Below are 26803 nucleotides of genomic sequence, written 5' to 3' on the forward strand. Positions count from 1 at the left end.
CTATGGATAATGATTATATGATTCGAGTTCTCACTTCTTGTTTTCTTGACCACACATTAAATCTTGACCACACATTAAATTCTTCTGATTCCTTTTGTCAAGCCTGATTGAGATGCTCTTACCCTGGATGAATTGCGCCGTCATCAAGCAACGATTAATCAGATTACCTTAGCACCTTTAGAACTAGAGCATATTAGTCATTTAATTGCTGATACGTTACACAGCGATACTGACTCGGTAAAACCAATAGCCGAATTGGTGAAGGGGAAAACTGAAGGGAATCCTTTCTTTGTAAATGAATTTCTGAAAACTCTATATGCTGAGAATTTACTTGTGTTTACCCCCCCAGCCCCCCTTGTTAAGGGGGGAGTAAGAGAGGACTCCCTGACTTTGGGGGGAGTACAAGATGATGCACTTGCTTCGGGAGGAGTACAAGAGGGTTCACTCAATTCCCCCTCTTACCAAGGGGGGGCTAGGGGGGGTGAGAGTCTTTGGCAGTGGGATATTGCTCAAATTGAAGCCAAAAACATTACTGATAACGTAGTGGAATTGACCATCACTAAGTTGAAGAAACTGCGAGAATCCACTCAGGAAGTTTTACGCTTGGCGGCTTGTATTGGTGCTAATTTTAACTTAAACACCCTCTCCATCATTTGCGAAAAATCGGAATCGGTAATTTTTCCAGACTTATTGATAGCAATTCATTCAGGATTAATTTTGCCTGTATCTGAGTTCAATACAGAACTGTTAATCCAAGATTATAAATTCCTGCACGACCGAGTTCAGCAAGCGGCTTATGCCTTGATTGATGAAGCACAAAAACAAGTCGTTCACTTACAAATCGGTCGTCTGCTGTTGCAAAATACTCAGCCAGAGGTGTTATCAGAAGAGATATTTAAGATCATCGATCATCTTAATCTGGGTGTTGAACTTGTTACCCATCAACCAGAGCTAGATGAAATTGCTAAATTGAATTTGATGGCAGGAGAAAAAGCTAAAGCCGCAACCGCTTATGGTGCAGCAGTGGACTATTTTAATATGGGTATAAAACTGCTGAGTACCCAGAGTTGGCAGAGTGAGTATAACCTAACTTTAGCTCTCTATGAAGAAGCCGTAGAAGCCGCGTATCTCAATGGCGATTTTATAGCGATGGAGCAATTGGCAGAGGTGGTACTAAACCACGCCAAAACAACACTGGACAAAGTTAAAGTTTACAATAGCAAAATTCAAGCGGCTGTGTCGCGGACAAAGCTCAAAGAAGCGATTAAAATTGGGCTGCAAGTGCTGGAGCAGTTGGGAGTAAGTTTACCAGAAAATCCCAGTCAATTAGATATTCAAAGAGCATTTGAGGAAACTGCTTCACTCTATGCTGGACGGGACATAGAAGATTTAATTAATCTGCCCCAAATGACAGAACCCGAATCACAAGCAGTTATTCATATCATGTCGAGTATATCTTTTGCTTCTTATATAACAGCTCCTGAACTGATGCTGCTCCTGATCGTATCACAGACTAATCTATCTATAAAACATGGTAATGCCACCAGCTCAATCTTCGGTTATGTAGGTTACGGAGGATTTTTGTGTGGAGTCGTTCAAGACATTAATTCAGGTTATAAATTTGGCAAACTTGCTTTAAATTTAATAGAACGTTTAAATGCTACAAAAAGTATAGCAAGGGCATTTGAAGTATTCAGTGTCCATGTAATTTTCTGGAAAAAACATCTCAGGGAAACACTACCAATATTGAGTGAAAGCTATCAAAGCGGAGTGGAAAATGGAGACTTGGAATTTGCTAGTGGGAGTGCATTTTATAAATGCAACGCTTTATATTTTATCGGTCGTGAACTTACGGAACTGCAACAAAAAATAGCAGCATATAGTAAGCTTATCAGCCAACTCAGACGAGAAAACCACTTGAATTGGACTGCAACATTATGGCAGGTAGTCCTTAACTTATTGGGACAGGCTGAAAATCCTACAAGTTTAATGGGTGATGCCTACAATGAGGAGCGATCGCTACGCCGTGCTATTGCAGCAAATGACAGAACTGAACTGTATTTATTATATTTACATAAACTAATCTTATGTTACCTTTTTGGTGAGTATCATCAAGCCGTCGAAAACGCGGCAATGGCAGAACAGTATTTAGATGGTGTGATAGCACAGCTAGTTATACCTATCTTCTACTTTTATGATTCTCTGGCACGTTTGAGATTATTTATTAATGCTTCCAAGTCGGAACAAGAGGCTTGGCTTGAGCGCGTGAACTCCAACCAAGCAAAAATGCAGCACTGGGCGCATCATGCCCCGATGAATTTTCTACACAAATTTAATTTAGTTGAAGCAGAAAAAGCACGATTTTTAGGACAAGTTCTAACAGCAGAAGAGTATTACGAACAAGCGATCGACACAGCCAAGGAGAATGGATATCTTCAAGAAGAAGCCTTAGCTTATGAGTTAGCTGCCAAGTTTTATTTAGAGCGTGGCAGGTTGAGGTTTGCCATAACCTATATGAAAGAGGCACACTACACCTACACAATCTGGGGGGCAAAGGCAAAGATCAACGATTTAGAAGCAAAATACCCACAATTACTGACAAAATCATCGACGGCGAAAAGTTTGACTTCTACAAGTACGATACATTCTACAACTACCACTAACAGTCAGTCCGGCGAAACATTAGATTTAGCTACGGTGATGAAAGCCTCCCAAACAATTTCCGGTGAGATTGTGCTGGATAACTTACTCGATTCTTTGATGAAGATTATCCTCGAAAATACTGGGGCGCAAAAAGGCTTTCTCCTTTTAGAAAAAGCGGGACAATGGGTTATTGAAGCTTCGGGTACTGTTAACTCAGAAAATACCCCCGTGTTGCAGTCACTCTCTCTTGAAAACTACTTACCTGCATCCATCATCAACTATGTTGTCCGCACGAAGGAAACAGTCGTTTTCAACGATGCTGCCAGTGAAATCCCAAATCTAAATGACTCTTATATCAAAGCGCGTCAAACTAAATCTATCTTGTGTGCGCCGCTGATTAACCAAGGTCAATTAAGCGGTATTGTTTATTTAGAGAACAATCTCACCATTGGTGCTTTTACGCCTGACAGGTTGGAAATTTTACAACTATTATCCGGGCAAGCTGCGATCGCCATTACCAATGCCAAACTCTACGCTGAAGTCCGTGAAAGTGAGAGAAGGCTAAAGCAATTCCTAGAAGCCATACCCGTAGGCATCGGAGTGCTGGATGCTAGCGGGAAACCTTACTACGGCAATCGAACGGCTATAGAGTTACTTGGTAAAGGAGTCGTGCCATCAACTACAGCCGAGCAATTGGGAGAGGTTTATCAACTCTATATCGCAGGAACCGATCAACAATATCCGAGTGAGCAACTGCCAATCGTGCGAGCGTTGAGGGGGGAAAGTGCGATCGCAGATGATGTAGAAATCCACCAGCCGGATCGGGTGATTCCCATAGAGAGTCGGGGAACGCCCATCTTTGATGATAAGGGTAACGTTGCTTATGCGCTTGTCGCCTTTCAAGACATCACCGATCGCAAACAAGCACAAAAACTTTTAACGGATTACAATCATATCCTCGAAGCTCAAGTTGCCGAACGGACAGAAGCATTACGCCAGCAAGCCCAAGAGCTAAAACAGACCCTAGAACGCTTGCAACGCACCCAAACCCAACTCATTCAAGCCGAAAAAATGTCGAGTCTGGGGCAAATGGTAGCGGGTATTGCCCACGAAATCAACAATCCCACGAGCTTCATCTACGGCAATATCACTCCTGCAACAGGATACGCACAGGACTTGCTCCACCTCATTGCACTCTATCAGCAGTACTACCCCGAACCTGTTGCAGAGATTGTTGAACAAATCGACGCGATTGAACCCGGTTTTATTGCAGAAGACTTTCCCAAACTGCTGGTATCAATCAGACAAGGTGCCGAACGGATTATGCAGATCGTGCTGTCTTTACGAAACTTTTCCCGTCTTGATGAAAAAGAGTGCAAGCGAGTCGATATTCATCAAGGCATCGATAACACCTTAGTCATCTTACAGCATCGCCTAAAACAACAATCCCATCGCCCGGAAATTCAAGTCATTAAAGAGTATGGCGAACTACCCGAAGTTGAGTGTTATGCTGCTCAACTCAATCAAGTTTTTATGAATATCTTGAATAATGCCATAGATGCTTTAGAAGATGTTCGTGATTCATCCTACTCCCTAGCGCAAGAAGCAGGCTACATCGTTGATAGCAAGGTTGCTGAACTTTGTCGAAGCAATGAACAATCTCCCACAATTTGGATTCGCACTGAAGTAGCTGAACCCAACAGGGTAGTCATCCGCATGGCTAACAATGGTTCTGCGATCAGCCCAGAATTGCACTCTAAAATATTTGACCCATTTTTCACCACGAAACCTGTCGGTAGCGGTACGGGTTTGGGGTTATCTATTAGTTACCAAATTGTGGTAGAAAGACATGGTGGCGAACTGACGTGTCATTCAACTCCGGAGCAAACCACAGAGTTTGCGATCGCGCTGCCAATTACTCAAGCCAAAAAGCCTGGGTAAGGAATACCGATTCTCTATCGGCAGTCGGGTCATTAAATCTATGACTGTCCCCATTTTCCCAGCTAATTGTCCCTTTGGCACATCAGCCAGGCTACTTATTTACAGGGAGATGGTATCGGAATGGTGAAGTAAACAGTTGTACCGATACCTGGAGAGGATTCTACCCAGATACAGCCGCCGTGGCACTCAATAATTTTCTTGCAAATGGCTAAACCGATACCCGTACCGGGATATTCTTTCTCGGTGTGCAGACGTTGAAAAACTTGAAAGATGCGGTCAAAATAGGAAGATTCTATACCGATGCCGTTGTCATGCACTCCAAATAGCCATTCCTCATTCTCTGCTTCTGTACCGATTAGATCCGAGTTTTTTTTTCTCGGTTCAACTGAAATTTTTATTTGAGGGGAAACTTGGGGACGGTGGAATTTGATGGCATTACAAATCAAGTTTTGAAAGAGTTGGGTGAGTTGTGTTAAATTTCCCAGTACAGTTGGCAATTTCTGAGTGGTAATGACAGATTTAGTGGAGTCTAACTCCAGTTCTAAATTTTCTAATACCAATTCTAGAACTGTATTGCAGTCAATGGATTTAAACTCAATGGCATTGGCTTCAATGCGGGCATAGTTCAATAAATCTTGAATGAGCTGCTCCATCCGATCGCCCGCTTCTAAAATGCGACTTATGTAGTGATTCGCCTTTTTATCCAAATGGCTTTTATACTTCTGGGTAAGTAACTGAGCGAACATCTTTAACGTTTGCAAAGGCGATCGCAAATCATGGGAAACGATAGAGGCAAACTGCTCTAAATCAGTATTAGAGCGCCTCAGTTTGGTATTGAGTTCCTGGAGATATAGATTTTGCTCAATAATTTGCTGCTGCTGCCGCACGATAGTCAGTTGATTTTTGACACGGGCTAACACTTCTTGCACCTGAAAGGGCTTCGTAATGTAATCAGCCCCCCCCAACTCAAAGGCTTTTACTTTATCTAAGTCATTATCCAAGGCACTCAAAAAAATGATCGGAATTTCCTGGGTTCGGGCATCAGCTTTTAACTGCTGACAGAGTTGATAGCCGTTGGTAGTCGGCATCATGATATCCAGCAAAATCAGTTCTGGCAGCGTCGTTTGGATACCAATTAACGCCATCTGAGCACTAATGGCATTTTTGACGTTATACCCAGCATCAATTAGGGTAATGGACAACAGGCGCAGGTTGTCCGGTTGATCATCAACCAGTAAAATATAGCCTTGGGATTTATCAGTATAGGAACTAGTCATAACCTATTCGATTGAGTTAAATCCATTATTCGGTCAAACCGAAACTCATCCATTAAATTTGCCAGGGCAATTCCTAAGGGAGCATGAGACTCAGGAATTGCCTGGATGAGTCTTTTCATGCTCTCGGCATCAAGGTTTCGAGCTGCCTGGTGAAGTTGAGCGATCCATTCGACAGGCATCACGGTTAAATCGGTAGAGGTGAGGAACTGAAATGGTGTCGCTGAAATGTCTCTATCTGCGTAGGAAGGGGACACGTCGCAGAGGTAACGCACTCCTAAATGTTGCGCTATTTTTGCCAATATGACATCCTGTTGAACGGGTTTAATCACCACATCGTTGCAACCTGCGGCGAGAAACCCCTCGATTTCCTCTTTAAAGGCACTAGCCGTGATAGCAATAATAACGGTAGCTGGAAAATTCCCCTGACTATTACGCTCTTCCTTTGCCCGAATCAATTGAGTGGCTTCCTGCCCATCCATCACAGGCATTCGCATATCCATCCAAATTAAGTGAGGTTTCCAATTCTCCCACACCACTACTCCTTGTTGCCCGTTTTGGGCAGTTTGCACCTCAAATCCTAGGGGTTGGAGTAAATCGAGTAGGAGTTGACGATGGGTGGTGTTATCCTCAACGATTAAGATCCGATAGGCGGGTTGGTCTGAGGCGATCGCAATCCTTCCTAGTTGTGGTTGGGGTGATAAAATACTAACGGATGCGGCTAATCCCACTTTAACCTCAAATTTAACAGTCGTTCCCTTTGCCACAACGCTTTCAATCGCCATATCTCCCCCCATCATGCGCACAAATCGGCGGCTAATGGCTAAACCCAAACCCGTTCCTGACTGCAAGTTTCTGCCTGTTTCGGTTTGCACAAAGGGTTCAAACAAGCTACTCATCTCTTCAGTTGCAATCCCCAAACCGGTATCCTTCACCGCAAACACCAGATACGATTGTGAATCCCCGCTCTCAACCTGGAGTGAAATGCCACCCTGCTCCGTAAATTTCATCGCATTATCCAATACATTAATTAAAACTTGGCGCAATTTGTTCTCATCGGTGCGCACGTATTGGGGAACATTAGGGCTGCGAGTGCAAGTAAGCTGTAAGCCCTTGTTTGCCGCTTTAAGTTGAAACATCTGTTCTAAGGTGTCGAGCAAGCGATACAAATCGAAGCTCTTTTCCTGCAACACCACCCGACCGGCTTCGATTTTAGACATGGACAAAATATCATTGATCAATGCCAGTAAGTGCTCCCCAGAGCGAGTAATAATATTGAGATGGTTCTGGTGCTGGGTAGATAAAGAGCGATCGCGGCTCATGAGTTGAGTAAACCCTAAAATAGCATTTAGGGGCGTTCTTAATTCGTGACTGATATTTGCCAAAAATTCACCCTTGGCACGATTAGCGGCGGCGCTTTCAGCCGCAGCAGTCAAGGCAGCGTCTTTTGCCTGTTGCAGGGCAACTTCTACCTGTTTGCGCTCGGTGATATCTTCGGCGATACCAGCAATACGGTACACCTCCTCGTGTTCGTTTTGAATGGGAAAAGCGCGATCGCAAATCCAGCGCATCTCCCCATCCGGTCGAATAATCCGGTATTCTTGAGTCGTCGATTGTCCAAAGCGCTGTTGGGTACTAGCAGCCCTTACCGCCTCTTGATCCTCTGGATAAATAGCATCGATCCAGCTTTGCGGTTGGGCATACAAGCTGTTGCAAGACAATCCCCAAATTGTTTCATAGGCTCGACTGACATAAAGCACGGTTTCGGTATCAGGGGAAATGAGCCAAAACACATCTTGAATCGTGTCTGCCAACTGACGGAACCGCTGCTCACTCTCCCGTAGCGCCTCTTCTGCCCGTCGTCGCTCGGTGATATCTCGTAAGGAAACCAGATAAACAGACTCTCCTTGCCATTCGGTTTCAACAATGCTCATTTCACCGACACCCAATTCCCCACGACGGCGAATAATCCGTAATTCGGCAGTATCGCCAATGATGATCGGCAAGCCAAATTCGGCGTCGAGTAGATTGGTTAGGGTGCGGTTAAATAGCTTGGCGGCAGCAGGGTTAGCAAATCGCACGATTCCTTGGCAATCGACAATGAGGATACCATCGGAGGTACGATTGATAATCGTGTTGAGTTTTGCCTCACTTTTTAATAACTCAAGTTCAACCCGCTTCTTATCGGTAATATCAATAGCTGTGCCGAGAGCGAGTTGGGGAGAACCACTAACATTGCGAGTAAACACCACATCCCGCGAATTCAGCCAGCGCCAAGAACCATCGGCGTGTTTGACTCGGTACTCCGTTTCTATCGCTTCACCATCCGACAGTGCCGCAAATTTTTGGGGCAGATTTTCAAGCAGGTGCAAGTCATCTGGGTGCAGATTTTCACGGAAAAAGTGATCGCCGGCTTGCTGAATTTCGGTCGGCGTGTAGCCTAATATCTCAGTACTTTGACGATTCACATAGATATTTTTCCCAGTGGTGAGATCGTAGATATATAAAAGTTGCGGCGACGCATCGGCAATTGTTTCAATAAACAGCTTGCTTTGGCGTAGCTCTGTCTCTACCTGCTTGAGTGGGGTAATATCTGCGGCAGCACCGAGGATTTGTTGGGGTTTGCCATCGGCGGTGCGGGCAAATAAGGTTTCATGGCATTGGAGATAGTGCCACTCCCCAGAAACGTGCCGCATCCGCAGCTCGGCATAGAGGATATCGCCGTCTTGGGCTGTATCCCAGCGTTGGTGTCGGGCGGGTGCTGTCGCTAAATCCTCGGGATGCAAGAGCGTGGGTATTAATGCTGCTCCCATTGCCTCGATTTGTTGGGGGGTATAGCCGAGAAATTCAGCCACTTCCCGGTTGACGTAAACATTGCGCTGTTCGATAAAGTCGAAAATGTATAAGATAACGGGTGTGGTATCGGCAATTTTTTGAATAAAGCGCTGCTTCTCCTGCAAGGTGATTTGGGCTTGTTTGCGATCGCTAATATTCCGATAGGCACTCAAAAAACATAGATTCCCTTGAAGCTTTAACACAGAAGTGGAGATGAGAAGGGTACGGCTTGTGCCATCTTTAGCGCGAATGGTAGTTTCAACATTGCGGCGATTGCTAATCTGCATTACCTCCAAGATGCCCGCCTCAGCCTGTTGGTACTTCTCGACGTCCGGATAAAGCACTGCTAGAAAATTGCCGCAGGCGTTGGCTTCCTCGGCAGTGTAGCCCGTAATTTCTTGCATTTTCTGGTTAAAGATGGTAAAATTACCATGCTCATCGCTGAGGGTAATGCCTTCATCTACTGTGTCAATGACTGTTAGCAATCGCTCGGCTAACGCTTGAATAGCGGCTTCTGCTTGCTGGCGTAAGCGAAGCTCCTCGGAGAGATCGCTAATATCTCGGATCAGCCAGCGTAACCCAACGAGGCGATCCGATGAGTTTTGAATAGCAGAAATAGCGATCGCTACTGTGATCGGTTCTCGCTTTCTCGGTTGCAGGCGCAATTCGCAAAGATAGTTAGTTGGCGGTGTTTTACAAGAGAGTCGGGTAAAGCGATGCAGTTGAGTGAGAAAGGTGTGCCGATCAGCTTTCGTCACATAGAGAATGAGAGGTTTACCAACTAATAAACCTTGAGGCACGTTGAGCAGAGTGCCAGCGGCTTGGTTAGCCTCTTGGATAACACCGCGAGTATCCGTGACAAAATAGCCGTCGGGGGCAAATTCAAATAACTCTTGGTAGCGATGGCGTTCTAATGCTACGGTTTGACGAGTAACCAGCAAGTCCTGATTCTGCTGGTGCAAGTTTTCCAGGGTGATTGAGAGTTGTTGCTCTACATATTGACGTTCTTGGATTTCAGCGGTTAATTGGTCGTTTAGCCGTTGTAAATCGGCGGTACGTTCCCTCACCCGTTGATCGAGTTGAGCGTTTAAAGATTGCAGAGCCGCTTCTGCCTGTTTGCGCTCGGTAATATCGTGGCAGGTGTAAAGCCGTGTTCCCCCCTGAATAGCAACACTTTTGACATTAACCAGTAACGAGTGGGTTCTGCCAAATTTGTCAGTAATTTGCCGCTCGATATTAGAGAGTTCGCCGCAGGTTTGCAGTTGAGTTTCATCAACAATCATGTCTCCCAAGAGGTGATGAATCGTGCCGAATTCCTGGACTTCTGGGTAGGAGTAGCTAAAAATTACGCTGACATTGGGACAAATGAAGGTAAAGAAGCCGTCATTATCGGTGATGAAGACAGCATCGGAAATGGCACCGAGGATAATTTGGTGCAATTCTTCAGATTGTCGTCGCACGTCTGCTTCGACTTGAACGCGCTCGTAAACTTCACAGCTTCGGCATTGAGCTTGGCTTTGGGCAAGGGCATAGGTTAAACGCAGCGATCGCTCTAGTAAGGGGGCGCTTAACTGATTGAGCGGTAAGTAATCGGCAGCCCCCGCCGCCAGTGCCGAGATGCCAGCCTCTGGGGTATCAACCAGCCAAATAACTGGGGTAGGAAAATTGGGTTCTAGCAACGCTGAGAGCCAAGTCTGGCTGATTTCCTCAAAACACTGGGTATGAATTAAATAAATATCACTGGTTCGAGGAGCTTGATCACCTGAGTGGGGAGTTACCCAATCTAGTTCAACTTGAAGGGTTTCAAGCGATCGCAATAAATTATTAATAAGGTCATAGTCCCCTTTGTCGTCATCAACGAGAAGGACACGGAACGCTTGAGAATTCATGGCTTAAAACCTCAAAGCGTGATGAAATCAGACAATCACCTCAATAAGAGAACCGTTATCATAACGTGAGGAGAAAGGGGTAGCTATAAGACCCAAGCTAAACCAAATATTATAGCGTGGGATACATAGACTGCTCCCTAACTTAACTTTAGAGGACTCAATGTCCTGAAACTTATTAAGAAAGGCAACGTAGTACTGGAGACTGATTTCAAACCTAAAAAACTGTTGCATTATCAAAATTAGGTTTATCCTTTGTCGCCCTAAAAAATGTTTTCTTTGACTCAGAACAGTTCTCGGCAGCGTGAAATCCTGGAAGTCGTCTTCCGCAACGGCTGGGACTATATGCGGAGACTCCTCACCGGTGGCAAAACAGACGAACCCCAACTCCCACCTCCGGCTGTCTTGCGTAATGTGCTAACTGAATTGGGCCCCGTCTACGTGAAGCTGGGGCAGTTATTGAGTACTCGTCCCGACTTATTACCCGCCGATTACATTGATGAACTCTCAGAACTCCAAGCGAACGTACCACCCGTAGCCTGGAGTGAAATCGAAATTCTGCTTCGGAAACAACTGCGACAGCCTTTAGAGGAAGTATTTTCCTACATCAACCCGCAATCGGTGGCGGCGGGTTCAATCGCTCAAACTCACCGTGCTACCTTAAGTAATGGTCAAGATGTGGCGCTAAAGGTACAGCGTCCCGGCATTGATAATGTTGTTCCTCAAGATATTTCTCTCATTAAAGGGTTGGCAGAGTTAGTCTCTCGCACAGAGTTTGGACAAGATTATGATGTAGTCGCATTAGCCGAGGAGTTTACCACCGCTCTAGAAGCTGAACTTGATTTTACCCAAGAAGCCACTTATGCTGACCAGTTGCGGCGCAATTTATCCGTCAGCCGCTGGTTTGACCCCACTCAGATTGTAGTCCCCCGCATCTATTGGGATGTCACAACCCGAAAGCTAATCGTGATGGAATGGCTGGAGGGGATACCCATTTTGCAAGCAGAGTTTTCAGCCTTGCAAAACAGAAACATAAACGAGGAGGGCAAGATTCGGCAGCAAGAGATTACTACGCTACTGTTTCGTGCCTTTTTCCAGCAGATTTATATTAACGGTTTCTTCCACGCCGACCCCCATCCTGGCAATTTATTCTATCTCAATGACGGTCGTGTCGCCATTTTGGATTGTGGGATGGTCGGACGGTTAGACCCCCGCACCCAGCAGATTTTAACAGAAATGCTGTTGGCAATTGTAGATCTAGACGCCCAGCGCTGCGCTCAACTCACCCTGCAACTGTCTGAGGCAGGTCAACCCGTGAGTATGTCGCGCCTGGAAAACGACTACGATACCATGCTCAGAAAATACTACAACCTGAGCTTATCGCAAATCAACTTTAGTGAGGTATTCTACGAAGTCCTTGAGCTTGCCCGGAATAATAAAATTCGGTTGCCCAGTAATATGGGATTGTACTCGAAATGTTTGGCTAACTTGGAGGGTGTTGCTCGTACCTTTAACCCAGAGGTTAACCTCCTCAACGAAGTTAAACCTCTAATGACTGATTTGTTCCGGCGTCAGTTACTCGGAGACAATCCTGTACAAACCTTTCTGAGAACGGCTCTAGACATTAAAAGTCTTTCATTGCAATCCCCGCGCCAAGTCGAGTTGTTTTTAGACCGAGTGACTTCCGAAACCCTGAAGTGGAATCTTTCAATTCGAGACATCGAACCCTTGCGTCGCAGTCTAGACGATTCGGCAAATCGACTCTCCTTTAGCATTGTAGTCGGTTCCTTGATTATGGGAGCCGCGATTATTTCTAGGGGAGCCCAGGCAAACCAGTTATCCGTGATTAGTAATGTCCTGTTTACGAGTGCCAGTCTTTTAGGGTTGTGGCTGATTGTCAGTATTCTGAGGTCGGGGCGGTTAAAGTAAATGTGGAAACTGTGGGGAGTGGGGAGTAAAATGCGATCGCTCTCAACCACCAATTATCGCCCTCTTTAACTCTGGAGAGAGTATAATCGGCACTCAGCCTTGTATCCTATGACCCCGTCAGAGCGATCGCATCTGGAAAAATCACCCTTGTTACTGGGGTATCACGGGTTGAGCCGTAGAATACTTCCGTAATAACTCAGCAACCTCTGGATTGTACAACCGCAAATAGTTCCAGTAATTCTCAAAAACAGCCTCTACATATCCCTTCGTTTCAGGAAATGGAATCTTTTCAATAAAGGCATCCGGATCAGTAAACCCATACTGCCTGACCCATTTCGCCACATTACCAGGACCGGCATTGTAACTAGCAACCGCCAATAGGGAATGGTTACTGTATTCCTGGTGAGTGTGATCCAGATACCAAGTGCCTAATTTGACGTTATCATCTGGATTTTTCAAATTGTAGTCTTTCAAAGAAATTTTCTCAGCAATCCACTCACCTGTTCCTGGCATAACCTGCATCAAACCTGTTGCACCCGCAACCGAACGAATTTCCGGTTCAAACCGCGACTCTTGGCGAATTAGACCGGCAACTAGTAAGGGATTGAGTTGGCGTTGTCCAGACCAATTGACAATTTGCTCCTGAAATGGTAATGGGAATAAAGTATACCAGTAAGCGGGTTCAGAGCGCAGTGCTTGCCATTGCTCCCGTTCTTCCGGTGTGTCTCGCAGGCTTAGATTCCAAACTTGATTGATGCCTTTGAGATTCTCTCCAATTCCCAACCGAATCAAACCATCAGTAAATTGTTCGGTAACGGTTGGCTCTTGGCGGTTCTGAAATTCGGTTTGCCAAACTGCCCAAGCATCTCGTTTTTGACCAAGCTTGTGGAGTTCTTTTAATGTATCAGAACCCGCAGGAAGAACCGCTCGCGTTGGTGGTTGAACCACGCTTGGGTTCATATTGCGCACAGTGGTAAAGTCGCCGACATCCCAGCCTAACAATAGGGCAGACCGCCACGCATAGTAAGATTCTGGATACTGAGCTAATACGTGTTCAAATGATTCCTTGGCTTCCTTCTGGCGTCCCAGCTTAGTCGCCCATCTCCCCACCCAAAAGGCGGCTTCTGGTGCTAAGGGACTATCGGGGCTGTCGATAGTAATCGGTTGCGCCCACTGCCAAGCTTCGACTGACTTGCCTTCTGCTGCCTTAGCTTTCGCTATCTTCCACCGATACTCAGCGGCGGTGTCAGAACTGGCATATTGGGTTAACACTGACTGACGCGCTTCGGCGGCGGATTTAGAACTGCCCACCGCATCCAAAATTTCGGCTTTGGTGAGTAAGGCTTCTGCTGCTTCATCAGGAAACTTGCTGATGACTAGATCGAGGTAGGGCAGTGCTTCCTTTGAGGGTAAAAGACTAGCCAGACGCCGCAACCCCAGTCCGGTTTCCTTGGCATCTGGGAATTCGCGAATAAGCTGTTGGTATGCCGCTTTCGCTTCAGTTCTCTGCCCTTGCAGGTGATAGCCTCGACCTGCTCGATAGGCATTACGGGGAGTTCGGGGGGCTTTGGCGTAGGCTTTCCCCGCTTTACCATACTCCCAGGTTTCCCAATAGCCAAAGGCGATCGCTTCCCAGTCTTCTGATTTCAGTTGAGAGGCATACTCATTCACCAGGCGATCACGTATTGCCCCCGTGTCTGGAGTATCTGGGGTATACTTTGCCAAAATTAACAGTAAATTCAGTTGTTTGGGATTTTCTTTCAACCGCTGGCGAATAATTTCCTGGGTACTCGGATGAGAGGGAAATTGTGCGATCGCTTGATTCCAGTATTCAGGATTCGATTTCCCCAGCACGTACAGCGCTTGAGCGGCAGCGGGTTCATTCGGATAAGTTGTGAGAATATCTTGCCAAGCTTGTTGAGCTTTGGCAGTATCGCCCATCACTTCATAGGCTTGGGCGCGTTTGAGGGCAACTTGAGATGCCAGTATCGGATAGTCTGTCTCCAGTCCTTCCAGCCATTTGAGCGCGGCTTCTCCCTGCTGTTGTTGAATTAAATCCGATGCCAACAGGTAGCGGGCGCGATGCTGATCGAAAGATTTGCCGCCAGAGGCAATTTCTTCTAGTTTGGCTGCCCTAGCTTCAGGGGACAGGGATACCAGCGGCAGAACGGCTGATTTGGCGTCTTTTTCAGTCGGGCTTAATAGATTTTGAGTGGTTTCGCCACCAATCCATTTCTCTAGTAAACCTGTCTTTTTAATCATGAGCAGTGATGAGCCAAGCAGGGTAAATACCAGCAGCCCTGCCCCAACTGCCACAGGAATTGTATGTTTCCGTACCTTTAGCATTTATCCTCGTTCGCCCAATACGAATACAACATAACTGTTTTATATTTTGACTGTCTATTACCGAGTTAGTGCCAGATCAGTGTAGATGAAAGAATTTTTTCCATTCCCGCTACCCAAGTCGTAGAGACTATCATCCGAACTCACCCCTGCTAAAGCAAGCATGGCGGCGACAACTTCCCCAGATGTCGGGAGGAAGCCTATATTGGGAGGGATACCCTTTGTCGATAGGTTTCTTTTAGGCGATTTTACCCAGTTCAACCTAACCTACAGCCGCGATCGCACCGATGTTACAGTTACCGCCAGAGGAGTTGACTCGCCTGCTGTTTAACCTTTCCCGTGAAGAACTGTTGGTTTGGGGATGTGTCTTGGCGAGAAGAATAGCATCTAGCTTGTTCCTTTAGTAAATGGCGCTTTAGAGTATAGAGTGTGGCTGGGATATTGAAAACACTGAATCTATGCAGAAAAATCTCATCAAGATTGATTTCGGACAAGTTGATTTGTCGTCTTTGGAAACGGAAGAGGACTTTCGCAAAGAAGCAAAAAGATTGCTGCCAGAGGCTCTCGTTCAGGTAGGCGAAGCAATGGGTGAAGAGACATGGAACGCATTGCAACAAGGACAAAAAGGTTCAGGTTTGAAAGTAAGCACCTCGTCTAGCGAGAAGCGCAAGTTTGTAAAAGACGCGGGGAGAAATTACCAAAGAGGGGCGACTGCTAGAGATAGAAAAGAAATTGAGGACTATATCGTGCAGCAATTACGCAGTTATGAAGAATAACGCTAGCTGAGGCAGAATTAGGGTTTTAGCTCCTTCCTGGGCTTAAGACCCTAGACTTATTCTTGCTTTTTGGCGCATCCATTTCTTGCTTGATGACGCTGACTGTGAAAATCGAGAGCGCAATCCCGAATTTGGCGATCGCCCTTTCATTTACCTGGAGCAATTGCTTCTGCAAGATCTTGAGCTGTAGCACCTGTGGAGAGCAAGGCTCGAACTAGCAGATCTAGTGAAACAGACGGATCGCCTGCTTCCATTTTGGCAACCCTCGATTGACTGGACTTAATCCGCTGGGCGAGAGCCTCCTGAGAAAGCTGTTTGCTGAGCCGAAGCTGCTTAAGACGCTTACTCAGTGCCAGCTTCAATTCTATGTAGGTGGCTTCTTCGGGCGAAAGTCCGAGAAAGTCTGAGGCATCTCCAATGCTCCAGCCTGCCGCTTCTAGACGTTGACGTTTAGCTGCATCCATAACCAGAGTGACTTTATTGAACCTCAAAGTTCGTCATACTGCTTTAGCCGTTTTTTACAGTTCTCAATGACTTGAGATGGGGTTTTGTTGGTGGTTTTGTTGAATACATCTAAGATGACAATAGCATCTTCGTCAATTCGGTAGATGATTCGCCAACTCTTGTCCTTGTCGTTGATGCGTAAAGAAAATGAGCCATTAGAAAACCAATGGCTCATGAAGAGATTGTCTAAGCTGAGTAATTGTCTTCAGCACTAAAAGCAAAACTTGCCCACAATCACACCGCCAACGGCAATCATGACGATACCAGCCAACATTCCCATGCCAACAACAGAACCAATTGCTGCAAGTGCAGAGGTGATGCCAGCAGCGCTTAATCCAGGAACCCCAAGGAAATTAATTAGCGTACCAACACCAGCAATAACCTTGATAATTGCCCAACCCAAACCAGAAATTTCTATCATGTTTATCTCCTAAACTTCAGATTTCCAGTACAAATTGCATTCAGCAGCTAGCTCTTACTAAGTAGTAAAATACTTGAGCTTGCTGTTACTTGGATCGAATCATGAACGCTTGACTAATTACTTATTACCGCCCGTTAGCCAATTCCATGCATGGTAAACAGCAACACCACCAGCTACAGCTCCTGCGACAGGCGCTGCTGCTGTCATAGCGATTCCCGCTGCCATACCACCACCAACTACCGAGCCAATTGCAGCTAAGCCGGAAGTCATTCCTGCTGCACTCAGACCAGCCACACTTCCAGCAGCGGAAACCGCTCCAAGAGCTGCTGCGCTGCCTGCGACAGTACCACTAACAATACCTGTTCCAGCCGCTAAGACTTCTTCTGGTTTCATGTTCTTATTTTCTACCTTTGCAAAAGTAATTGAACTTAATTTTGTGGACTATTGAAACACTCCCAAGCCTTTGCCGACTCCAAAGCCAAACAAACAACCAGCAACTACGATGCCTGCAACTGGCAACGCAACAGTTGTTGTTGTGGTAAACCCTACAACACCTAAAATCCCAGCAGCCGGAGCTGTAATCGTAGCTACGGTTATTGAGCCTGTACCTGCGGCTGTAGCCGTGCCTGCAATAGTGGCTAGAGCCTTCACATCATCTTCTGACATGGTTATTCCTTTTTGTGAAATTACTTTGCTGGTAGCTTCATCCCTTGAACCTCAGTGTATGTCGTGCTGTTTGACTGAGGTTTGTGTGTCACTTATTATCATACGCCACTGGAATGTAAAGTAGGTTTGCAAAAGTACGAAATCGCATGAAGAGTTTGCGATCGCATCTACAGACATTTTGACTCAGGAATACTTACCAAAATTTTTGCGCTATTTTGCCGATGCCAGATAGGTGTTATAAGGTTAGTAAGAACACATCGAATAACGTAGCTTCAATGGTTGTGAAGCTTGATTGAAGATTTAGCGAGACTCTCCTGATAGCTGTGGAACATACAGAAAACGTTAGCTAGATATCAATGACCCGCATGATTGGCTTCACCCCTGGCAGTACGGTGATGTGTCTAATGGGCAACCCTGTATATTTAGTCAAAGGAAGCTACTTATGTTCAGCCAACGTTTTTAAAACAGAGGAAGGTTAATGGGATTTTCAGCGGATGTTGCAGAGAAAGCGTTATTGGACTGTGGAAGAAGCTGCTGTATATGCCATAGATTCCGTGGTATGAAAACGGAATTGCACCACATTATTCAAAAATCAGAGGGAGGTGCTGATACTTATGACAACTGCATACCCCTTTGTTTTGATTGCCATGCCGAGGTAAAAGCTTATAATCCAAAACACCCTAAAGGAAGGCAATACACTAACTCAGAGTTAAAACAACATAGAGATAGATGGTACAACAAAGTAAGAAATAATCAGTTTATTACAACAACTCCAGAGCATATGGAGTTAGACCGGAAATTATTCATTACAATCCGGAAAATGCTGCCAAGTAATAACTCTATTCTCTTTCTTAGGAAACATGATTTTGCTGGCTCTTCGTTTGCGTTAGAGTACCTCGAAGACTTAAAGAATTTTAACAACGTTTGTGAATTTCCAGAATTTGAGTTTATAGATGCAGACCTGGAAACACTTAGGGCAAATCTTGACCATTGCATCTTTAGTTTTTTGATTGAAATTGGTCGTAATACTTTTCCTGAGGATTCAAACGATGGTAAAGTTCGCAATAGAATTCCTCAAGAGTGGAAACATAAACAGTGGGAGCGTTTTTGGGACGCGGCAGACAAAATTAATGAGTTAGCTAAGGAAGTAGTCTCCAGTTACAATCAACTCATACAGCAGGGTCGTAGAAAGCTAGGAGTAGAATAAAAATTAGTGTTGAGAGGTAGTTGTGCAAGAGTTAAGGAAATGGTTCTATAATCCTTGCTTTTGTGTGACTTGTTTAACTGGTAGATGCAAGCCATAGCAAACAGAGGTGAGCAATAGGATACTCTCAATCACGCCAGAAGTCAGCGCAGATAGCACTTGAGAAGGGAAAAGGGCGATAACCCTATTGGGATGCTGGGCGATCAGCTTGGTGCTAGCCACGCTTCGCTCTACGCATTAGCGAAGCGGTAGCGATAGCTCTCGCGTTAGCGACGAAGGAGCGTCGAAACGAACGTCAGCTATGCCGAAGGCTTTACGCTGGTACTCTCATGCGATCGCTTTTTCCCAACTATGCTCGCCGAGCGATTGCTTACGGCACCAGCGTAGCTGATCGCTAAAGATACCATTGAGTAGAGAAGTGCAATCCAACTAACAGAAGTGACATTTAAAGAAAACTATCCCAAGAGCCACCCATGTCAACCAAGCAACTTACTGATTATTTCAACTTTCTTACCCCTGGCGATATTCGACTCAAAGGCTCAAGAATCGGCATTGAAACTATCCTTTATGAGTACATCGATCGCGGTCACACTCCAGAGGAAATTGCTCAAACCTACACAACATTGACCCTCGAACAAGTCTACGCCACAATTCTTTACTATTTACAAAACAAAGAAACCATCAGTGCTTACATGAAAAACTGGATAGAACACGGTCACAGAATGAGAGAACAACAGCGACTTAATTCCCCACCAGTTTCCGAAAAATTACGGCAACTGAGAGCGGAAAGAAAAGCCAAAAAACAAGCTAATGACTCTAAAATATCTGATTGATGAGAATGTGAACCCTATCTATCCCAATCAAATTAGACGACGAGAACCTGATCTAGTCATCAAGGTAGTAGGAGAGCCAGAAACGCCTCCGAAAAGCACACTCGATCCAGAAATTCTCTACTGGTGTGAAGAGAATAATTTTGTGCTGGTAACCAATAACCGCACCTCTATGCCAGTACACTTGGTTGAGCACATGGCGCTAGGTCGTCATGTGCCAGGTATTTTTATTCTGAATCCTAATTTAAGCGTCGGCGAAAATCTTGAAGAATTGATATTAGCTGCTCTTGCCTCTGAAGAGGATGAATATCAAGACCGCATTGTTTACCTGCCTTTGCCGTAATATCTGTGTAGGGCGCGATCGCTTTTAAGCTGATATGCCCTAAAGCGCGATCGCATATCACCCAGTCTGTGTTAGCTCTATTCATAACGTACCAACTCAACTCGAACATCTCACGCCTCACCCTCAAAGAAGCCATTCACCGTGTCAACAAAATCGACTGGCGCATAACTCCACCCATCTGGAAAAATTAAGAGCTAACTCCCGATAGACGCACAATGGCGATCGCACGCTCTACCCTGTAATAGCACCTTTCGTCTTTTCCCTATGCATCAAGCACCTCACAACACCTATCGCCGCAAAGAAATTCTCCGGGGTATTCTTGCCGTGTGTATCATCATCGTCGGCATCACCCACTTCCTCAAACCAGAGCAATATGCACGTATCGTCCCGCCCCCCTTTCCCCCCTTAACCTCCGTCTACCTGAGCGGGTTCTTCGAGATTCTCGGCGGCATTGGCTTAATGATTCCCTTTGTCAGCGTGACAGCAGCATGGGGACTCATCGCCCTGTTTATCGCCGTGTTTCCTGCCAACATCTACATGACGTTGCACAACATCAACATTGATGGAATTCCCCAAAATCAATTACTGTATTGGGCAAGACTACCCTTTCAAGCCGTATTTATTGCCTGGGCTTACTGGTACACTCGCCACCCTGAAACACAACGCGGCGCATCCCAAGTCGCTGAAGAGGCAGAGCCTTTAATTCATCAATAGATTCTAGAAAACCACCCGTTCCCCCTACAAGTAAGGCTGCATCGAGAATGCCAAGAAAGTTAGCGGCTTGAGTATTAAGGAGCCAAGGTGGTGTAGTTGAATTCTACAGATGTGAACCCCTCGGCTTCCACCGTTACAATTTGTTCCTCATGACCCGATAGCGAGAACTCACCCCGACGAGATTTGGGGAAATCCGGTTGAAGCGTGTAGGTTCCCGGCTTCAGGGTAATGCGGAAGTTTCCCTCTGTATCGGGTTGAATGCTGCTCACTTTACGCCCTGTCTCATCAAATACGCTAATTGTGACCCGACTCGGATGAACTATCGGTGTAACCCACTCAACTCCGACTGGTATAGCCCCTGGCATTGTTGTTGATATTGAACGTCCCTCTACCCCCGTTGATAACTCACTCTCCTGGGAACGAGAATTATCTTCTTGCTCTGAAGAGTCTACTGGTGGTTGCGTCGCCACCCACTCTCTGATGCGATCGTTATACCCATCCCTGCGTCCCAAAATGGAATCATCAACAATACAACCCGCGATCGCAACAACTGGCAACCCCGTTTCCTGATCAACGGCTGTACCACCGGGTTCCCGCAAACCCACCGTATAGATGCTGGGTTTGCCATTAGCAATATTCGCTTCAGCTTCACGCCGACCGTTTTGATAAGCACTTTGATAGTCTTTAGGCTTCACACTCTCTGCTATCGCTTCATCGGAGGAAGTTGGGGGTAAAGGAGTGGTAGTTTGATTAGATGTCTCTCCCGGCACAGGGGTAGTTATTGCTAATACCAGTCCGGCACAGAATACGATGTTACGCCAATAGGTTTTCATCTTGGAACTGTTCTCTACTTCTTACACTCCGGTTATACAAGCTCACTCCCAGGAATGTTGACCCTGTATCGGAAACGGCAACGGCTATGTTTGCCAACCCTGTTGCAAAAGGTTGAATCGTGATGCACTACCCACGCAAATAATCTGGAATCTCCTCGGGAATTACCCAATGAGAAAGCCAACAGACATCAGGAGAAACCCTTTTACCTTTTTGCTTGCGGAAATTACTGAAATGATCAGAGCTAGGCGGTTAAAACCGCAGCTACACAAACAAAACCCGCCTGCGCGGGTTTCAGCAACCTTAATTTTTCGTTAGTCCGCGCAGGCGGACTTAGTTTTTATAGCCGCGACTTCCAGTCGCTAGGGCTTAAATTGACACTGATGAAGCCTTGCGCCCAACATATAACCCAGAACCCGGACTTCTTGGTTGAAATCCTGATTGCGGAATGAAGTTTATTCAAAAGTGGGGTATCTGCCGGAAATCAGGACTAATTTTCAGAATTGTCTGGTAGTTGTTCTAATACTTCCGGTGCAATGCCAGCCAAATACTCATCCTTAAACTCAACATATATCTCCAAGGCTTTCTGCAAATTTGCCCTTGCCTCGGCATAGTCTTCTTGTGCTTCTGCCAGCAATCCTAAACAGTGGTAGGTGCCAGCACTCCCGTAGCGATCGCCAAATTCGAGATAGATATCCAAGGCTTGTTGGTAGTAAACCCTTGCCTGTTCATACTCTCGCAATTGTTGGGCAACGATTCCCAACTGGTGGTAGGTACTGGCACAATTGTAGCGATCGCAAAATTCGAGAGTGATATCCAAGGCTTGTTGGTAGTAAACCCTTGCCTGTTCATACTCTCGCAATTGTTGGGCAACCATTCCCAATTGGTGGTAGGTACTGGCACAATTGTAGCGATCGCCAAATTCGAGCTTGATATCCAAGGCTTGTTGGTAGTAAACCCTTGCCTGTTCATACTCTCGCAATTGTTGGGCCACGATTCCCAATTGGTGGTAGGTGCTGGCACACTCGTAGCGATCGCCGATTTGTTGCTCAATCTCTAAACACTGCTGATAGAAGTCTCGTGCCTGTTGAAATTGCCTCAATTCGAGGTAAGTATTGCCCAGGTTAAACAAAGAAACATCTTCGCCGCGACGGTTCTCTAGCTTCTGGGAAATCCTTAATGATTTTTGATAACAATCAATTGCTTTATCAAATTCTCGTTGCTGGTAATACGCTTGTCCTAATGAGTTGAGAACTTCAGCGTAAAAGGCTGACTCTTCGCCATTCAGTAGTTTGACCGCTTCTGCTAAATAATCTCTTGCTTTTCCCGGATTCTTCTGATTTAAATAAGCAACCCCTAGCTGATGCAAGATATTACTACATTGGCGGAGATTGTCGCCTGTTGCCTGATGTCCTGTGGGGTTATAGTCCATTAACAGGCGGTGTAATAGATCGATGCGCTCTTGCTCTGCGGGAGTCGCTAATCGAGTAATTCCTCTTGCGTTCTCAGCCTTTGCCGTTTGAGCGATCGCATAATCTTTTGTGGCTGGAGTGGTTTTAAACCGAAAAATTCCCGACTTCCACGCCCAAAAATCAGGCGCAAATTTGGCTAACCGAGTGATGGCATAGTCGGGCAAAATAAATAATATGGGATGGGGAACGGTTCTTTTATAAGCATCGCGGACAAAGTTGAGGTCTTGTAAAACGGGAGGATAGTCTCCAAAGACACCAATCGACTTTTCTAGTCCGCCCACGATCAGAACTAACTTTTTGTCATGTTCTCTCTCAATCGTTGGTAAAATTTTTATAATTTCATCCCGGATAAAGCGCAAATTCGGGTCGAATAGATTCAGGGTAACGAACTGAATATTGCGGCATTCTGGACTAATCTTTAGTGCCTCAATTAATAACTCAGCATCTGGTGGAAAATTCACCTCCACCAAACCCAGGGTAAACTTTTCAGCAAAGTCTACAAACGTGAGCAACTCAGCAAATTCCTGTTGATTCGCTGCGATGAAGTGTCCGATTTCTGCATTAAGGTTGCCCGGAAATAGCTGACTCGGTAGCTTTTTGGAAGAATTCATTTCGCTTCACCACAGGGTTAGGATAATTCCATCGTTTGTCGCCGTTGTATTCCAAAACCGAGGTATTAAAGAGCATCAACTGACCAATCTCATCTTTGCTCACATTCTTAGTCAGGCATACTTGGGCTAATAAAGGATAATGTTCTTCAGGAATAAAGCGTTCAAAGCTAAATTGCTGTTGTTTAATTGCATAGGTAACATCATCAGCGTCAATTTTGGGATGCTTTTGTGTACTCGCTCGTTGGCAAGCGGTTCGCATCATCTGCATTAATTGTCGAACATGTCCCCCACTCGCTTTTGCCATCTTCAGCAACACGTCACGAGATGCAAATACAGCATCAATATCTACGCGCTTTTCAATCAGACTAGCAACCGCATCGAGTCCAGCTTGGTTATAGTTTAAGTCACAGCGATCGCGTTCAAATTCATAAATATTCACCATAGGTACGATATGGGGGTCGCTTTCCCACTGTTTCAACGGGTTTTTAGGTGAGCAAAGGACGGAAATGGGGACAGTATAAATCAGAGTACAGTGCAGTTCTTGTAACTGAGCCGCATAGTCAAGAAATAAATGATCGGCAACAGCCAGAGGAACCCGATCCAAGTTGTCAAAAATAATCAGCAATCCCTTACATTGAGGAAATTTACTTCTAATTTTAATGTAAGCATCCCCCAACAAAAGGTTAATATCAGCCTTCAGACGTGATAAATCTTTTTCTAAGGTTTGACGAATCGTAGTTTTTTGCTTTTCCGACCCTTTGATTTGGGCAAGTAACTTGACGAGCAACTTGGCGATAAATGGAGCTTGGGGTCCGAGTGTCGCTTCTCCCTCGATACTGACAGACTTTTCAACGCTTTGCTCATCTTCTTTGGTAATGTCCTTAAACCAAGATTCAAAGTTTTTCAGCAATTGAGCATCAAAACTTAATCCTAATTGACGAAGCTCAAACTCGACTTGCTTGATAACAATTAAATATAAATCTGTATACCGAGCATCATTAATATCGGTTTCTTCATTAACTTCTAGATAAATAACGCGGTAATTTTCTTCCCATAGCTTCTGAATGCGTTTCAACTCTGTACTTTTGCCACACCCTCGATGTCCGGTAAACAAAATCGTACAAAAATCTGCGGGTTCTTGAAAGTCTAAAATCGTACTCACGCTATCAATTGCTGAGGTTTTACGGGCTGCTGATAAGTCCACATAGTACCGCTCCATTTCTTCAGGCTCTAGCGGCTCAACGCTACAAACTTGAAAGGCAGCTTTTAGGGTATTAGCAAGTGGATAATTAGATGAGGTCATTGAATTTTGGACTAACTTTATCGATAGAACTTAGTCAAAACTAAATTTTAGGCGATCGCCGTACTACATTTATATAGTAAAAACAGTAAAGCACACTCGACCCAGAAATTCTCTACTGGTGTGAGTGATGCACTACCCACGCAAAGAGTCTGGAATCTCCTCGGGAATCACCCAATAATAAAGCGTGGATTCTTCAAACGTCTTTATTTCTATCACCTGTTCTGGCTGCCAATCCCCCATATCAAAATCATGGGACACCACCCGCGTTCCCGGTTTGAGCTGGTGAAATAGCTTGGGTCGCAACTTGAGATTAAGATGAGGTAGCAGGTAGAGAGTAACAACAGTAGCCTCGCTGAAATCACTCTCGAACAAGTCCTGCTGGCGAAACTCCACGCGATAGCTTACTCCCGCCTGTTTAGCATTCTTCTTGGCTTGCCGGATGCGTACTGGATCGATATCAATACCAACACCACGAGTACCGAACTCTTTCGCTGCTGCGATCGCAATTCGTCCGTCACCGCTACCCAAGTCGTAGAGAATATCATCCGAACTCACCCCTGCTAAAGCAAGCATAGCGGCAACAACTTCCCCAGAAGTTGGGAGGAAGCCTATATCCGGTTTGGGCTGGGTCATAAGGTGTTAATTTTGTTCTTGGTTGAGGTTTCGGGTTTACTCGTATCTTGCACTACCCCCCTAACCCCCCTTGCCAAGGGGGGTAAAGGACAATTGAGAACATCAGGTGCAAGAGCTGAATTTGCTTATTCCTGAAGTTTTGACACATCAAACACGGCATTTGTCAAGTCAGCGCCTTTAAACGAAGTTCCCGAAAAACTTCTAATGTCTCTGGCAACGAAGGTAAGGGAGTTCATCGTCAGTCTGAGAAAACCTAAAGATAGGATGCCCCAGACAACTCCCCCTACCAGTTTTTGCACACTTAAAAACGCGATCGCTATTGTTCCAACTAAAAATGCAAACCCATACCCCGCTACAGCCCCAGCAACTGAAACGGCAACGGCGACTAACCTATTTCTAGCTCTAAAACTGATAACCGCCATTACCATTCCACCCAGCACCGCCGCCGCAGTTGCGATTTGTGGGTTGTTCCCTGTGGTGCTTCCTCCATAGAAGAAACCGAGTAAAGCGCCGGACGCCGTTCCAGACATCACCGTTGCTATCCGTCCGGCAATAGACTTGGTGCCAGTGATACCCCTAATTCCTGAGCCTACCCCGGCAATACCCATACTTATATATAAAGCTAGAATATAAGCCCAAGCGGGTTCTCCGGGAGTCCGACCCAAAGAACCGAAAATCATACGAGCGATCGCATCTACTGCTAATAACGCCACGACGACTGCAACCCCTACTACAGTTATGAACTGTCGGGGCGTTTGACCGACTTTGACTCGCTCAAAGTTAGCTCCCTGCAATGAAGCATAGCTAAAATCACAACCTCGAATATCCGAACCACTGAAGTCTGCACCGTTGAGGTTTTGACCTTTGAACGAGTGGTTGCGTAAGTCTTGGTTAGCAAACTTGAGAGGGTGCGAATGGAGCATGAGTACAGGAAAATGAATCACCGATACCGGATTCACTGGAAGCGATTTTTGGTCATTGCTGGAATGGGCGTATTGGCAGTACCACTGATACTCTACAGCAGGCTACATATCCTACGTCCACTCCAGACGAATGTAGAGCAAGTGCTGTTTCAAGGGATTGTTTACAAACGGGATATCCGGTTATCATCCCGCCCAATTGCGATTCATATCGTCACCGTTGACTTGACGACACCGGGAGTTAAAGCGTTCGTCACCCCAGGAACGCCAACTCCAGACGAGATGGAAACGACTGCACGGACTACATCAGAATTTGTCAGGGAGTTTAAACTGCAATTGGCAATCAATGGTAACTTCTTCTATCCCTTCCGCGAACAGACTCCTTGGGACTACTATCCTCACAGTGGCGATCGCACAAATGTGGTAGGACAAGCTATCTCGAATGGATACCGTTACTCGCCGCCTCAAGCGAACTGGCCCGTGTTGTGCTTTTTAGAGAGCGATCGCGCCCAAATCGTTGAACGGGGAGAATGTCCAGAGGGTACAATGCAAGCGGTTGCAGGTAACAGTATTTTTATTAACCGTGGCGATCGGGTAACTGCAAGTTTCTCCGGGCATGGCAATGATAAACCCTATTCACGGATAGCAGTAGCCCTTGATAAAGAGGGGCAGAAATTGTGACTCCTTCGCTGTAGATGGTAAGCAACCCCTCTACAGCGAAGGA

General features: G+C 45.7%; 22 protein-coding genes and 1 pseudogene. 9 read left to right on the top strand and 14 right to left on the bottom strand.

What is annotated here, in order from left to right:
• Positions 1-117: 117 nt before the first annotated feature.
• A pseudogene (locus IQ257_RS15540) lies at positions 118-4584 on the top strand (ATP-binding protein); the annotation flags it as partial.
• A 95-nt stretch (positions 4585-4679) separates the two neighbouring features.
• Here the strand turns inward: IQ257_RS15540 and IQ257_RS15545 are convergent.
• Together IQ257_RS15545 and IQ257_RS15550 are read right to left on the bottom strand one after the other, a co-directional pair.
• Complete coding sequence (locus tag IQ257_RS15545) at positions 4680-5861, bottom strand: sensor histidine kinase (RefSeq protein ID WP_193874137.1); 1182 nt, start codon at positions 5859-5861, stop codon at positions 4680-4682.
• Positions 5858-10582: a PAS domain S-box protein gene (locus IQ257_RS15550; protein WP_193874136.1), complete on the bottom strand. Its 4725-nt coding sequence runs from the start codon at positions 10580-10582 to the stop codon at positions 5858-5860. The genes IQ257_RS15545 and IQ257_RS15550 overlap by 4 nt, the downstream gene beginning before the upstream one ends.
• Positions 10583-10849: 267 nt before the next feature.
• Between IQ257_RS15550 and IQ257_RS15555 the strand changes: the two genes are divergently transcribed.
• On the top strand, positions 10850-12508 hold the full coding sequence (locus IQ257_RS15555) for an ABC1 kinase family protein (protein ID WP_193874135.1): 1659 nt from the start codon (positions 10850-10852) through the stop codon (positions 12506-12508).
• Between the two features lie 150 nt (positions 12509-12658).
• On the opposite strand, the gene IQ257_RS15560 is transcribed toward IQ257_RS15555, so the two are convergent.
• On the bottom strand, positions 12659-14854 hold the full coding sequence (locus IQ257_RS15560) for a transglycosylase SLT domain-containing protein (RefSeq protein ID WP_193874134.1): 2196 nt from the start codon (positions 14852-14854) through the stop codon (positions 12659-12661).
• A gap of 160 nt (positions 14855-15014) precedes the next feature.
• On the opposite strand from IQ257_RS15560, the gene IQ257_RS15565 reads away from it, so the two are divergent.
• A complete protein-coding gene (locus IQ257_RS15565) occupies positions 15015-15182 on the top strand; it encodes a hypothetical protein (RefSeq protein WP_193874133.1) in 168 nt (55 codons plus the stop codon).
• Between the two features lie 127 nt (positions 15183-15309).
• A complete protein-coding gene (locus IQ257_RS15570) occupies positions 15310-15627 on the top strand; it encodes a hypothetical protein (RefSeq protein ID WP_193874132.1) in 318 nt (105 codons plus the stop codon).
• Positions 15628-15773: 146 nt separating this feature from the next.
• Here IQ257_RS15570 and IQ257_RS15575 read toward each other — a convergent pair whose 3' ends face one another.
• The 5 genes from IQ257_RS15575 to IQ257_RS15595 all read right to left on the bottom strand — a co-directional run bounded on the left by IQ257_RS15575 (position 15774) and on the right by IQ257_RS15595 (position 17218).
• Complete coding sequence (locus IQ257_RS15575) at positions 15774-16091, bottom strand: helix-turn-helix domain-containing protein (RefSeq protein ID WP_193874131.1); 318 nt, start codon at positions 16089-16091, stop codon at positions 15774-15776.
• Between the two features lie 23 nt (positions 16092-16114).
• Positions 16115-16306, bottom strand: a complete 192-nt coding sequence (locus IQ257_RS15580; protein ID WP_193874130.1) for a type II toxin-antitoxin system RelE/ParE family toxin — start codon at positions 16304-16306, stop codon at positions 16115-16117.
• Positions 16307-16342: 36 nt separating this feature from the next.
• The gene (locus tag IQ257_RS15585; protein WP_193874129.1) at positions 16343-16552 is read right to left on the bottom strand and encodes a hypothetical protein; all 210 of its coding nucleotides are present in this window, start codon (positions 16550-16552) and stop codon (positions 16343-16345) included.
• A 117-nt stretch (positions 16553-16669) separates the two neighbouring features.
• A complete protein-coding gene (locus tag IQ257_RS15590; RefSeq protein ID WP_199324368.1) occupies positions 16670-16945 on the bottom strand; it encodes a hypothetical protein in 276 nt (91 codons plus the stop codon).
• A gap of 48 nt (positions 16946-16993) precedes the next feature.
• Positions 16994-17218, bottom strand: a complete 225-nt coding sequence (locus IQ257_RS15595; protein WP_193874128.1) for a hypothetical protein — start codon at positions 17216-17218, stop codon at positions 16994-16996.
• A gap of 478 nt (positions 17219-17696) precedes the next feature.
• Here IQ257_RS15595 and IQ257_RS15600 point away from each other — a divergent pair, with 478 nt between their 5' ends.
• Positions 17697-18425, top strand: a complete 729-nt coding sequence (locus IQ257_RS15600) for an HNH endonuclease (protein ID WP_193874127.1) — start codon at positions 17697-17699, stop codon at positions 18423-18425.
• 45 nt (positions 18426-18470) lie between these two features.
• Here IQ257_RS15600 and IQ257_RS15605 read toward each other — a convergent pair whose 3' ends face one another.
• Positions 18471-18644: a hypothetical protein gene (locus tag IQ257_RS15605; protein ID WP_193874126.1), complete on the bottom strand. Its 174-nt coding sequence runs from the start codon at positions 18642-18644 to the stop codon at positions 18471-18473.
• Between the two features lie 251 nt (positions 18645-18895).
• On the opposite strand from IQ257_RS15605, the gene IQ257_RS15610 reads away from it, so the two are divergent.
• The 3 genes from IQ257_RS15610 (at position 18896) to IQ257_RS15620 (ending at position 20309) form a co-directional block, all read left to right on the top strand.
• Positions 18896-19255, top strand: coding sequence for a DUF433 domain-containing protein (locus tag IQ257_RS15610; protein WP_193874125.1), 360 nt, complete (start codon positions 18896-18898; stop codon positions 19253-19255).
• Complete coding sequence (locus IQ257_RS15615) at positions 19233-19595, top strand: DUF5615 family PIN-like protein (RefSeq protein ID WP_193874124.1); 363 nt, start codon at positions 19233-19235, stop codon at positions 19593-19595. The genes IQ257_RS15610 and IQ257_RS15615 overlap by 23 nt, the downstream gene beginning before the upstream one ends.
• Positions 19596-19859: 264 nt before the next feature.
• Positions 19860-20309, top strand: a complete 450-nt coding sequence (locus IQ257_RS15620) for a DoxX family protein (protein WP_193874123.1) — start codon at positions 19860-19862, stop codon at positions 20307-20309.
• Positions 20310-20383: 74 nt separating this feature from the next.
• Here IQ257_RS15620 and IQ257_RS15625 read toward each other — a convergent pair whose 3' ends face one another.
• The 5 genes from IQ257_RS15625 to IQ257_RS15645 form a co-directional block, all read right to left on the bottom strand.
• Positions 20384-21142 (bottom strand): carboxypeptidase-like regulatory domain-containing protein, encoded by a 759-nt coding sequence (locus IQ257_RS15625; protein WP_193874122.1) that lies wholly within the window; start codon positions 21140-21142, stop codon positions 20384-20386.
• 488 nt (positions 21143-21630) lie between these two features.
• Positions 21631-23223 carry a tetratricopeptide repeat protein gene (locus tag IQ257_RS15630; protein WP_193874121.1) on the bottom strand — a complete coding sequence of 531 codons (1593 nt, stop codon included), beginning with the start codon at positions 23221-23223 and terminating at the stop codon, positions 21631-21633.
• Positions 23174-24526 carry an AAA family ATPase gene (locus IQ257_RS15635; RefSeq protein ID WP_193874120.1) on the bottom strand — a complete coding sequence of 451 codons (1353 nt, stop codon included), beginning with the start codon at positions 24524-24526 and terminating at the stop codon, positions 23174-23176. Before IQ257_RS15635 ends, IQ257_RS15630 begins: the two co-directional genes overlap by 50 nt.
• Before the next feature lie 132 nt (positions 24527-24658).
• Positions 24659-25159, bottom strand: a complete 501-nt coding sequence (locus tag IQ257_RS15640; RefSeq protein ID WP_193874119.1) for a class I SAM-dependent methyltransferase — start codon at positions 25157-25159, stop codon at positions 24659-24661.
• 125 nt (positions 25160-25284) lie between these two features.
• A complete protein-coding gene (locus IQ257_RS15645) occupies positions 25285-26082 on the bottom strand; it encodes a pentapeptide repeat-containing protein (RefSeq protein ID WP_193874118.1) in 798 nt (265 codons plus the stop codon).
• A gap of 12 nt (positions 26083-26094) precedes the next feature.
• Here IQ257_RS15645 and IQ257_RS15650 point away from each other — a divergent pair, with 12 nt between their 5' ends.
• Positions 26095-26760: a phosphodiester glycosidase family protein gene (locus IQ257_RS15650; RefSeq protein ID WP_228060743.1), complete on the top strand. Its 666-nt coding sequence runs from the start codon at positions 26095-26097 to the stop codon at positions 26758-26760.
• Positions 26761-26803 lie beyond the last annotated feature (43 nt).

This window comes from Coleofasciculus sp. LEGE 07092 (genome assembly GCF_015207375.1).
In the GTDB taxonomy this organism is placed as follows: Bacteria; Cyanobacteriota; Cyanobacteriia; order Cyanobacteriales; family Coleofasciculaceae; genus LEGE-07092.

Coding starts and splice junctions, on each gene's coding strand:
- IQ257_RS15555 (WP_193874135.1), top strand. CDS start 10,850: ATGTTTTCTTTGACTCAGAACAGTTCTCGGCAGCGTGAAATCCTGGAA.
- IQ257_RS15565 (WP_193874133.1), top strand. CDS start 15,015: ATGGCGGCGACAACTTCCCCAGATGTCGGGAGGAAGCCTATATTGGGA.
- IQ257_RS15570 (WP_193874132.1), top strand. CDS start 15,310: ATGCAGAAAAATCTCATCAAGATTGATTTCGGACAAGTTGATTTGTCG.
- IQ257_RS15650 (WP_228060743.1), top strand. CDS start 26,095: ATGAATCACCGATACCGGATTCACTGGAAGCGATTTTTGGTCATTGCT.
- IQ257_RS15600 (WP_193874127.1), top strand. CDS start 17,697: ATGGGATTTTCAGCGGATGTTGCAGAGAAAGCGTTATTGGACTGTGGA.
- IQ257_RS15545 (WP_193874137.1), bottom strand. CDS start 5,861: ATGACTAGTTCCTATACTGATAAATCCCAAGGCTATATTTTACTGGTT.
- IQ257_RS15580 (WP_193874130.1), bottom strand. CDS start 16,306: ATGAGCCATTGGTTTTCTAATGGCTCATTTTCTTTACGCATCAACGAC.
- IQ257_RS15615 (WP_193874124.1), top strand. CDS start 19,233: ATGACTCTAAAATATCTGATTGATGAGAATGTGAACCCTATCTATCCC.
- IQ257_RS15585 (WP_193874129.1), bottom strand. CDS start 16,552: ATGATAGAAATTTCTGGTTTGGGTTGGGCAATTATCAAGGTTATTGCT.
- IQ257_RS15620 (WP_193874123.1), top strand. CDS start 19,860: ATGCATCAAGCACCTCACAACACCTATCGCCGCAAAGAAATTCTCCGG.
- IQ257_RS15575 (WP_193874131.1), bottom strand. CDS start 16,091: ATGGATGCAGCTAAACGTCAACGTCTAGAAGCGGCAGGCTGGAGCATT.
- IQ257_RS15550 (WP_193874136.1), bottom strand. CDS start 10,582: ATGAATTCTCAAGCGTTCCGTGTCCTTCTCGTTGATGACGACAAAGGG.
- IQ257_RS15645 (WP_193874118.1), bottom strand. CDS start 26,082: ATGCTCCATTCGCACCCTCTCAAGTTTGCTAACCAAGACTTACGCAAC.
- IQ257_RS15635 (WP_193874120.1), bottom strand. CDS start 24,526: ATGACCTCATCTAATTATCCACTTGCTAATACCCTAAAAGCTGCCTTT.
- IQ257_RS15590 (WP_199324368.1), bottom strand. CDS start 16,945: ATGAAACCAGAAGAAGTCTTAGCGGCTGGAACAGGTATTGTTAGTGGT.
- IQ257_RS15610 (WP_193874125.1), top strand. CDS start 18,896: ATGTCAACCAAGCAACTTACTGATTATTTCAACTTTCTTACCCCTGGC.
- IQ257_RS15630 (WP_193874121.1), bottom strand. CDS start 23,223: ATGAATTCTTCCAAAAAGCTACCGAGTCAGCTATTTCCGGGCAACCTT.
- IQ257_RS15595 (WP_193874128.1), bottom strand. CDS start 17,218: ATGTCAGAAGATGATGTGAAGGCTCTAGCCACTATTGCAGGCACGGCT.
- IQ257_RS15640 (WP_193874119.1), bottom strand. CDS start 25,159: ATGACCCAGCCCAAACCGGATATAGGCTTCCTCCCAACTTCTGGGGAA.
- IQ257_RS15560 (WP_193874134.1), bottom strand. CDS start 14,854: ATGCTAAAGGTACGGAAACATACAATTCCTGTGGCAGTTGGGGCAGGG.
- IQ257_RS15625 (WP_193874122.1), bottom strand. CDS start 21,142: ATGAAAACCTATTGGCGTAACATCGTATTCTGTGCCGGACTGGTATTA.